Source organism: Asanoa sp. NPDC050611 (assembly GCF_040654855.1).
In the GTDB taxonomy this organism is placed as follows: Bacteria; Actinomycetota; Actinomycetes; order Mycobacteriales; family Micromonosporaceae; genus Asanoa.
In genome coordinates, this window is the sequence record NZ_JBFAIU010000323.1 from 1 (window position 1) to 8,707 (window position 8,707).

8 protein-coding genes and 1 pseudogene are annotated in these 8,707 nt (G+C 72.5%); 5 read left to right on the forward strand and 4 right to left on the reverse strand.

From position 1 onward, the window contains the following. The first annotated feature begins 183 nt into the window (after positions 1-183). On the forward strand, positions 184-1,473 hold the full coding sequence (gene nhaA / locus AB0H87_RS33345) for a Na+/H+ antiporter NhaA (protein ID WP_360154846.1): 1,290 nt from the start codon (positions 184-186) through the stop codon (positions 1,471-1,473). Positions 1,474-1,525: 52 nt separating this feature from the next. Here the strand turns inward: nhaA and thrS are convergent, their stop codons facing one another. Continuing rightward, positions 1,526-2,740, reverse strand: a complete 1,215-nt coding sequence (gene thrS / locus AB0H87_RS33350; RefSeq protein WP_360154849.1) for a threonine--tRNA ligase — start codon at positions 2,738-2,740, stop codon at positions 1,526-1,528. Positions 2,741-2,953: 213 nt separating this feature from the next. Here thrS and AB0H87_RS33355 point away from each other — a divergent pair, with 213 nt between their 5' ends. Both AB0H87_RS33355 and AB0H87_RS33360 read left to right on the forward strand, forming a co-directional pair. Beyond that, on the forward strand, positions 2,954-3,883 hold the full coding sequence (locus AB0H87_RS33355; protein ID WP_360154852.1) for a diacylglycerol kinase family protein: 930 nt from the start codon (positions 2,954-2,956) through the stop codon (positions 3,881-3,883). A 224-nt stretch (positions 3,884-4,107) separates the two neighbouring features. Further along, positions 4,108-4,827: a DedA family protein gene (locus tag AB0H87_RS33360; protein WP_360154855.1), complete on the forward strand. Its 720-nt coding sequence runs from the start codon at positions 4,108-4,110 to the stop codon at positions 4,825-4,827. Here AB0H87_RS33360 and AB0H87_RS33365 read toward each other — a convergent pair. After that, complete coding sequence (locus AB0H87_RS33365) at positions 4,784-6,187, reverse strand: NAD(P)H-quinone dehydrogenase (protein ID WP_360154857.1); 1,404 nt, start codon at positions 6,185-6,187, stop codon at positions 4,784-4,786. The genes AB0H87_RS33360 and AB0H87_RS33365 overlap by 44 nt on opposite strands. A gap of 45 nt (positions 6,188-6,232) precedes the next feature. Between AB0H87_RS33365 and AB0H87_RS33370 the strand changes: the two genes are divergently transcribed. Beyond that, entirely contained in the window at positions 6,233-6,694 is a 462-nt protein-coding gene (locus AB0H87_RS33370; protein WP_360154860.1) for a gamma-glutamylcyclotransferase family protein, read from the forward strand. Here AB0H87_RS33370 and AB0H87_RS33375 read toward each other — a convergent pair. Together AB0H87_RS33375 and AB0H87_RS33380 are read right to left on the reverse strand one after the other, a co-directional pair. Next, on the reverse strand, positions 6,691-7,650 hold the full coding sequence (locus AB0H87_RS33375) for a GNAT family N-acetyltransferase (RefSeq protein WP_360154863.1): 960 nt from the start codon (positions 7,648-7,650) through the stop codon (positions 6,691-6,693). The genes AB0H87_RS33370 and AB0H87_RS33375 overlap by 4 nt on opposite strands. A gap of 42 nt (positions 7,651-7,692) precedes the next feature. After that, positions 7,693-8,463 carry a hypothetical protein gene (locus AB0H87_RS33380; RefSeq protein WP_360154866.1) on the reverse strand — a complete coding sequence of 257 codons (771 nt, stop codon included), beginning with the start codon at positions 8,461-8,463 and terminating at the stop codon, positions 7,693-7,695. A gap of 153 nt (positions 8,464-8,616) precedes the next feature. Here AB0H87_RS33380 and AB0H87_RS33385 point away from each other — a divergent pair. After that, positions 8,617-8,707: pseudogene (locus AB0H87_RS33385) on the forward strand (potassium-transporting ATPase subunit C); the annotation flags it as partial.

The window sequence follows — 8,707 nt, forward strand, 5'->3', positions numbered from 1 at the left end:
CGGCTGTACGGCGTTCGACGCAGCCTCCTACACCTTGCGGCGGCTCGCGGCACTCGGCGGCGAGCTTCGCCCCTTGCGCGATGCGTATGGGTAAGCAGAGCAAAGCCCCTGCTCGGTAGGCTTGGTCGCAGGTGTGCCGGGAAGGCTGGTCGGCGCCGCTTCGCCGACCCCGAGGAGCCACCCATGGCCAGCCGCAAGCCCGTCGTCAGCCTGTTCGGCCAGGGCAGTCCCGTGGAGACCCGGCGCGTCGGCGACATCCTGCGCACCGAGACCGCCGGCGGTCTTCTGCTGCTGGCTGCCGCGCTGGCCGCGGTGATCCTGGCCAACACGCCGTGGTCCGGCACCTATGACGCGATCTCCGACGCGGAGTTCGGGCCCGGCTCGCTGAAACTCCACCTTTCCGTCGCGGAGTGGGCCGCCGAGGGGCTGCTCGCGATCTTCTTCTTCATCGCCGGGCTGGAGCTCAAGCGGGAGTTCGTCGCGGGCGACCTGCGCGATCCCCGCCGGGCGGCGTTGCCGGTGGCCGCCGCGATCGGCGGCATGGCGGTCCCCGCGGTCATCTACACGGTGGTCAACCTGGTGGCGGCCGACGGCGCGCCGCGCGGGTGGGCGATACCTTCCGCGACCGACATCGCGTTCGCGCTCGCGGTGCTCGGGCTCATCAACACGCACCTGCCGGCCGCGCTGCGCACGTTCCTGCTCACCCTCGCGGTGGTCGACGACCTGCTGGCCATCGTGATCATCGCGGTCTTCTACACCGCGAGCCTGCACGTCCTGCCGCTGTTGCTGGCGCTGGTCCCGCTGGCGGCGTTCGGCGTGCTCGTGCAGCGCCGGGTCCGCTCCTGGTGGCTCCTGCTGCCGCTCGCCATGGTGACCTGGGCGCTCGTGCACGCGTCGGGGATCCACGCCACCGTCGCCGGGGTGCTGCTGGCGTTCACGGTGCCGGTGCACCGGCGGTCGGCGGGCACCGGGCCCGGGCTGGCCGAGCATTTCGAGCACCGGTGGCGACCGCTGTCGGCGGGGTTCGCGGTGCCGCTGTTCGCCTTCTTCTCGGCGGGCGTCGCGATCGGCGGCAGCGACGGCCTGACCAGCCCGGTCACCATCGGCGTCGTGCTCGGCCTGCTCGTGGGCAAGGCCGCCGGCGTCCTGGCGTCGAGCTGGCTCGTGCACCGCTTCACCCGCGCCGAGCTGGCCGCCGGCCTGTCCTGGTGGGACGTCGCGGGCATCGCTTCGCTCGCGGGCGTCGGGTTCACGGTGTCGCTGCTGATCAGCGAACTGGCCTTCGGCAGCGGCACCCCACGCGACGAGGACGCGAAACTGGGCATCCTGATCGGCTCGGTCCTGGCGGCCGCGGTGGCGAGCGTGGTGCTCCGGGCTCGCAACCGCCACTACCGCACGCTCGTCGAGGAAGACGACCGCGACCCGGACGACGACGGCGTCCCCGGGGTCTACGAGCGCGACGAAACCGCCTAGGCCCGCCCCCGGTCGTGCTCCGAGGCTGGCGGCAAGTGTCAGCCGGCCCCGGTTAAGGCACCAGTTCCAGTGACCGCGCCTCGACCACGTCTTTGATCAGGCGTAGGGCATCCGCCACCGGCATGGGAGGCAACTCCCGGCCGCCGCGGACCCGCAGCGCCACCTCGCCAGACGACGCCTCCCGTTCGCCGATCACCGCGACATACGGCACCCGCAACGCCGCCGCCGCGCGGATCCGGGCGCCGAGCGAGCCACCCTCGACGTCGACGTCCGCCCGCAGACCCGACGAGACCGCCGCCGCGGCGAAGGACGCCGCCGCGTCAGCGGCAGACGAAGACACCGGCAGGACCCGCACCTGCAGAGGCGCGTACCACGCGGGAAACGCGCCCTCGTGCGCCTCGATCAGGTAGCCGAACAACCGCTCCATGCTGCCGACCAGGCTCCGGTGCACCATCACCGGCCGGGCCCGCGACCCGCTCCCATCCACATAAGACAGGTCGAACCGCTCCGGCTTGTCGAAGTCGATCTGCACGGTTGACAGGCTCCACTCGCGGCCGGCGGCGTCCTGCACCTGGATGTCGATTTTCGGGCCGTAGAACGCCGCCTCGCCTGGCGCCTCCACATATGACCGGTCGCCCAGCGCCGCGCGCAGCAGCTTCTCCGCCGCGTCCCACGACTCGTCGGAGCCGACGTACTTCGCGCCCGAGCCGCGCGACGCCAGCCGCACCGAGCTGACCTTGATGCCGAGCGCCGCGTGGGCAACGTCGACCAGGTGGAGCACCTCGGCCACCTCGGCGCCCACGGAAGCCAGGGCGCAGAAGATGTGCGCGTCGTTGAGCTGGATCGCGCGGACCCGGCTCAGCCCGCCGAGCACCCCCGAGCGCTCACTGCGGTACATCCCACCCAGCTCGGCGATCCGCAACGGCAGCTCCCGGTACGAGCGCCCGCGCGCCAGATAGACGAGACAGTGGTGTGGGCACAACGCGGGCCGCAGCATCAGCTCGTCGTCCGGCGACACCCGCATCGGCGGGAACATGTCCCCTTCGAAGTAGCCGAGATGCCCGGACTGCTCGAACAGCTCCCGGCGCCCCAGCGGCGGCGAGAACACGTGCTGGTATCCGTTGCGCCGTTCGAGCTCGCGCAGATATTCCTCGACGGCGTGCCGCGCGGCCGCACCCGCCGGCAGCCACAGCGGCAGGCCCGCGCCGGAACGCGGGTCGGAATGGAAGATCTCGAGCTCGCGGCCGAGCTTGCGATGGTCGATCATGGTGACTCCCTGTCGGACAGCGCGACGACCCCGCACCCCGACAGCACACAGCCCCGGCGGCGGAGTCGCCCCGGGGCTGGATCGATGACGGTAGGGTCAGCGCAGCACGCCGGGACATCCCGGCGTCGTCGTGCGTGCTGGCCCAACCATGTCCGCCAGGTTAGCGAGCCGGCCGCCCGGGACGCACGCGAATATCACCCCAGAGGATCTTCATTGCGTACGAAGCCGGAGCTGACCACGGCGATCCGCGACGGTCGCCGGGCCGTTCTGCTGGTCAACGCCCACTCCCGGCGTGGCCGGCGGCTCTACCCGCAGGTGCTGCACCAGGTCGAGGCGGCCGGCTTCAAGCTGCTCGGCCGCTTCCCCGTCGAAGACCCGAACGAGCTGCGCAACAGCCTCGCGGCGGCCACCGAGCTCGGCCCCGACCTGCTGATCGTCGGCGGCGGCGACGGCACGATCGGCGCGGCGGCCCGGCACCTCGCGCACCGCGACGTCGCCCTCGGCCTGCTGCCCCTGGGCACGACCAACAACTTCGCCCGCACGGTCAACATCCCGCTCGAGCTCGACGCCGCGATCGGGATCCTGACCGGCGGCAAGGTGATCGACGTCGACCTCGGGATGGCCGGCGAGATGCCGTTCGCCAACCACATCGGCGTCGGGCTGTCGGCGGAGATCTTCGCCACCGCACCGCCGCGGCTCAAGAAGGCGATCGGCCGGTTCGCGTACGCCGCGACGGCGCTCGCCCTGCTGAGCCGCCACCGCCCGATGCGGGTGACCGTGCGCACAGACGGCCGCTCACACGAGTACGTCACACACCAGCTCTACGTCGCCAACGGCGGTTTCCACTCGGGGCGCCCGATCACCGCGGACGCGGACGCCGACGACCGGCTGCTGGTCGCGTACCCGGTCGGCGACGCGCGGCGGATTCAGCTGATGCGTGAGACGGCGCGCAACGCCGCGACCGGCCATCGCCGCTCCCACGGCGAGGAGCCGTTCCTGGCGACCGACGAGATCTGGCTGGAGACCGACCGTCCGGCGCCGATCGAGGTCGACGGCGAGCCCCGCGGCTACACCCCGCTCCGGATCGGCCTGGCCGCCAACGCCCTGCGGGTCATGGCCGCGGCCGACGCGGTCGACAGATAGCAGGGGGCCGTCGGCACGGGACCTGCCGACGGCCCAGCGGCGGCGGCCCGGCACACCGGGAACGGGGGACCCGACGTGCCGGACCGCACATTTCCACGGTACGCCGCCAGCACGGTGACGTCTGTAGGGTCGAATGCCGGACAGCGGCGGGGGACGCTGGGCAAGTGTCCCCCATCAGGGCTTTTCGGAAACTATCCTGATCGCGGCGGACGGAGGGTGGGCGGATGGCCGACGTGCTTGGCGCGGCGACCTCTCCTGTCTCCGCATACCTTCTGCTGCTCGGCCTGCTGGTGCTGGACGCCTTCGTCCCCGTCATACCCACCCAGGCCATCATGATCACCGGTGGCGCGCTGACCGCGTACGGCCATCTCAGCCTCCCCACGACCATCGCCGTCGGCGCCGCCGGCGTCATCCTCGGCGACTGGGCCTGCTACCTGCTCGGCCGGTCCACCCACCACCGCACCGGCCTGATCGCCCGGCTGCGCCAGCGGTGCGGCATCCAGACCGACGGCGTCGCGAAGTCGGCCCAGCAGCCTTCCGGCCGGGCCCGGCGGGCGGCCCGCAAGCTCACCCGTGGCCTGCGCGAGCCTGGTCCGGTCGTGATCCTGATCTGCCGGTTCGTTCCCGGCGGGCGGATGGCCGCGTGTTTCTCCGCCGGCCGGGCCCGCTACCCCTACAAGCAGTTCCTGCTCTACCAGGCGCTCGCCGCGGTCGGCTGGGCCGCCTACGGCGCGCTGGTCGGCCACCTCGGCGGCGCCGCGCTCACCTCGTCGGGCTGGCGCCTGATCGTGGTCGCGGTCATCGCGGCCGTGCTGTTCGCCGGCGCCGGCTGGGGCCTGGCGCTCTGGAAGCCGGCCGCCCTGCGCGGCGCCGGCCCGACCGAACCAGCGCCGCTGGACGCTACTCCGGTTCGTGCAGCATCAGCTGACGCGCCGCCTCAGTGATCGACCCCGACAGCGAGGGATAGATCGTGATGGTGTGCGCGAGCTGGTCGACGGTCATGTTGTTCTCGACCGCCAGCGTGATCGGCAGGATCAGCTCCGACGCCTTCGACGCGACCACCACGCCCCCGACCACCTGACCGCTGGCCGGCCGGCAGAACAGCTTGACGAAGCCGTCGCCGAGGTCGGCCATCTTGGCGCGGGCGTTGCCGGCGAGCGTCAGCATCACCTCGCGGGCCGGCACGCGCCCCGCGTCGACGTCGTTCTGGCTGACCCCGACGGTCGCCAGCTCCGGGTCGGTGAACACGTTGGCGGCCACCGTGCGCAGCCGCAGCGGCTGGACGGCCTCGCCGAGCGCGTGCCACATCGCGATCCGGCCCTGCATCGCCGCGACGCTGGCCAGCGCGAGCAAGCCGGTGCAGTCGCCGGCCGCGTAGATGCCAGGGACGTTGGTGCGGGACACCCGGTCGACGGTGATGTGGCCGCCCTTGCCGACGGCGACCCCGTACTCCGCCAGGCCCAGGCCGGCCGTGTTCGGCACCGAACCGACCGCCATCAGGACGTGCGAGCCGGTGACGGTGCCGCCGCCGCTGAGCTCGACCTCGACACCGTCGGCGGTGCGCCGGACCGCGTTGCCGCGGGAGTTGTTGAGGATGGTCATGCCCCGCGAGCGGAAGACCCGCTCTATGGCCTGCGCGGCGTCCGCGTCCTCGTGCGGCATCACCCGGTCGCGGCTCGAGACGAGCGTCACGCGTACGCCCATCGCCAGGTACGCGCTGGCGAACTCGGCGCCGGTCACCCCCGAGCCGATCACGATCAGGTGTTCCGGCAGCTCAGGCAGGTCGTAGAGCTGGCGCCAGTCGAGGATCCGCTCGCCGTCCGGCACGGCCGTCGGCAGCACCCGCGGGGTGGCCCCAGTGGCGATCAACACAGTGCTCGCATCGACCGCGTACGGCGCGTCACCGCTCGCCGGGGTGATTTCCACCCGGTGGGTGTGACCCAACGTGTCGGCACCGAGCCGGGCGGTGCCGGCCACGAAGTTGACGCCCGCCTTGACGAGCTTGTTGTGGATGTCATTCGACTGGGCCTGCGCGAGGTTCTTCACCCGCGAGTTGACGGCCTGGGCATCGACGGTCACGGCTTCGAGCCCACCGGAGTGCACACCGAAGCGCTCGGTGTCCCGGTAGGCCGTCACCACGTCTGAGCTGGCAATAAAGGTCTTTGAGGGTACGCAGTCGGAGAGCACGCAGGCGCCGCCGGCGCCCTCCGCCTCGACCACCGTCACGTCGGCGTCGAGCTGCGCGGCGACCAGTGCTGCCTCGTAACCAGCCGGGCCGCCACCCACGATAACGATTCGTGTCACGTGTCGTATTCTCCACGACCGGCGGACAGGGCTATCGTCATCGCCGTGCGTCATTACGCCGCGTACGGCTCAAACCTCGATCCCGCCCGAATGCGTGCTTACTGTCCGCATTCGCCGATGGTGGGCACTGGCTGGCTGGAAGGCTGGCGGCTCACCTTCGCCGGCGAAGACGTCATCGGCTGGGAGGGCGCGGTCACCACGATCGTCGAGTCACCCGGCGACCGGGTCTTCGTCGCGCTCTACGACGTGCACCCCTGGGACGCGTCCCAGCTCGACGAGGTCGAGGGTGCGGCCGGGGAGACGTACCGCAAGCTGCACCTACGCGCGGTCACCCTGGAGGGCGACCAGACCGTCTGGGTGTACGTCTTCAACGGCTACGAGGGTGGCCTGCCGACCGCGTGGTATCTCTCGGAGATCGCCAACGCGGCCGAGAAGGCCGGCGCCCCGGACGACTACGTGAGCGAGCTGCGCAGCCGCCCGACGAAGACCTCGTCGCCCGAGGTCTAGACCGCGGTCACCTGCTGCTCGAAGATGTCGGCCTCATAGATCGCGGACATCCCGGCCGCGCGGTAGACGTTGGCCGCCCTGGTCGGGCTGGTCAGGTCGACGCCCAGGCCGGCCTGGGTGCGGCCCTTGCCGGCGTAGACGGTGAACGCGTGCCGCAGCAGCGCGCCGCCGACCCCGCGCCGGCGGAACTCGCGTAGCACCGCGAGGTTCTTGACCCAACCCTCGTTGTGCTCGAGCACCTGGTTGGACGACATCAGGACCCCGGCCGGCACGCCGTCGACCTCGGCGACGAACCACTCGTCCCAGGCCACCGCGCTCAGCCCGGCGACGTAGTCGCGCCACGCCTCGTAGTCGCGCGGCTGGTAGTCGTGCGCGTCGCGGAAGCCGGTGTCGTAGATCCGGTGGAACAGCCGCATGTCTTCGTCGTCGTCCGGCCGGACCAGCCGGATCGTCACGCCCGCCGGCAGCGGCTGGGGTGTGACGTCGGCGAGCGAGACGCGCATCCGGGCGTAGCGCTTCACGAAGTGGAACCCGGCGCCCTCGATCGCGGCGATGTAGGCGGTCTCGGTGGGCAGCGCACCGGCCTTGGCGGTGACCGTCGCGAAGCCGCGCTCGGTGGCCCGCTCCGCGACCCGGCGCAGCACCAGGTCGAGCAGCGGCACCCGGCTCGGCTCCCCGCCGTCGGGGTGCACGTAGACCTCGACGAACTCGCTGTCGCCGCCGTTCTCGTTGTCGATGTAGGCCCAGCCGCCCAGCCGCCCGTCGGGCGCGTAGGCCAGCCAGCAGTCGCGGGCCGGGTCGACGTGCGGCGAGGTGAGCGCCGCCTTGACGTCGTCTTCGCCGGTCTCCGCCTCACCGGCCGCGGCGACGTCGCTCGCCCGCATCAGGTCGAGGATCGCCGGCAGGTCGTCGAGGGTGGGCCGGCGGGTGGTCCAGCCGTCGGGGAACGCCGTCATGCCGGAGTTTCTCCCACACGCCAGGGGTTCGACGCCAACGAATTAGTCGAGCACCTGCCGGGTCGGCTCGCTGTTGGTCGGGCGTACCCCCTTGCGCGCGCTGTCCAGCAGGCCGAGCAGCTCGATCCGTTCGTCGAGACCGAGCACCGCGTACGCCGAGGAGGTGATCCGGTCCGTCACGGCCTCGGCCCACACGCGGCGCCGCAGCAGCGGACCGACGCCGGGGTACGGCGGTTGCCAGCCCCACGCCACCGCGCCCGCCTCGCCCTCGGGTCCCGAGAGGATCGCCTCCAGCGGGCTCAGCCCACTGGCCCGCACGGCCAGCAGGTGCGCGCCACCGCGGTGCTCCCGCAGCAGGTGCAGCAGCACGGCGGCCTGCGCGCCCGGGTGGTCGTCCGGCACCGGCATGGCCCGCCAGGCGGCGAACAGCGGCAGCGCGGACGCGTCGGCGGCGATCACCACCTGCTGGGTCAGCTCGACCAGCCGCTCGACCCGGGGGAACCGGCCGAGCTGCTCGACGCCCCAGCGGCAGCACTCGGCCAGGTGCACGGCCGCGACGTCGGCGGGCGGCAGGACCCGCCGGGCGCCGTCCCAGCCGTCGGCGACCGCCTCGGGCGCGATGAAGCCGAGCGCGGCGGCCACCGTGTCGGACCGCACGTCGCCCAGCGCGCCACCGCGACCGGCCACGTAGAACGCCCAGCCGGACAGGCCCAGCTCGCGCGCCCGGCGCAGGGTCCGCGGACATTCCGCGTACGCGCCGCCCAACTCCACCACCGCGTCCCGGGACGCCTGCGCGGTCTGCTCCGGAGTCATTCGTCCTCGTCCATCGCCTCGAGCGCGGCCTCGACCTCGCCCACCCGGCGGCGGGCCTGTGCGGCGGCGCGTTCGGCGGCCTTGCGGGCCGCCCGGAGACGACCGAGCGCGGCGTCGGCGTCGGCCCGGGCCCGTTCGGCCTCCTGCAGCGCCCGGGTGGCGCGCGAGCGCGGTGCGGACCCGGCGGCGGTGCGCAAGCTGGTCGACGAGAACACCATCGGCCGCTCGCTCGGCTTCATGGGTG

Coding starts and splice junctions, on each gene's coding strand:
- AB0H87_RS33375 (WP_360154863.1), bottom strand. CDS start 7,650: ATGACGGCGTTCCCCGACGGCTGGACCACCCGCCGGCCCACCCTCGAC.
- nhaA (WP_360154846.1), top strand. CDS start 184: ATGGCCAGCCGCAAGCCCGTCGTCAGCCTGTTCGGCCAGGGCAGTCCC.
- AB0H87_RS33380 (WP_360154866.1), bottom strand. CDS start 8,463: ATGACTCCGGAGCAGACCGCGCAGGCGTCCCGGGACGCGGTGGTGGAG.
- thrS (WP_360154849.1), bottom strand. CDS start 2,740: ATGATCGACCATCGCAAGCTCGGCCGCGAGCTCGAGATCTTCCATTCC.
- AB0H87_RS33360 (WP_360154855.1), top strand. CDS start 4,108: ATGGCCGACGTGCTTGGCGCGGCGACCTCTCCTGTCTCCGCATACCTT.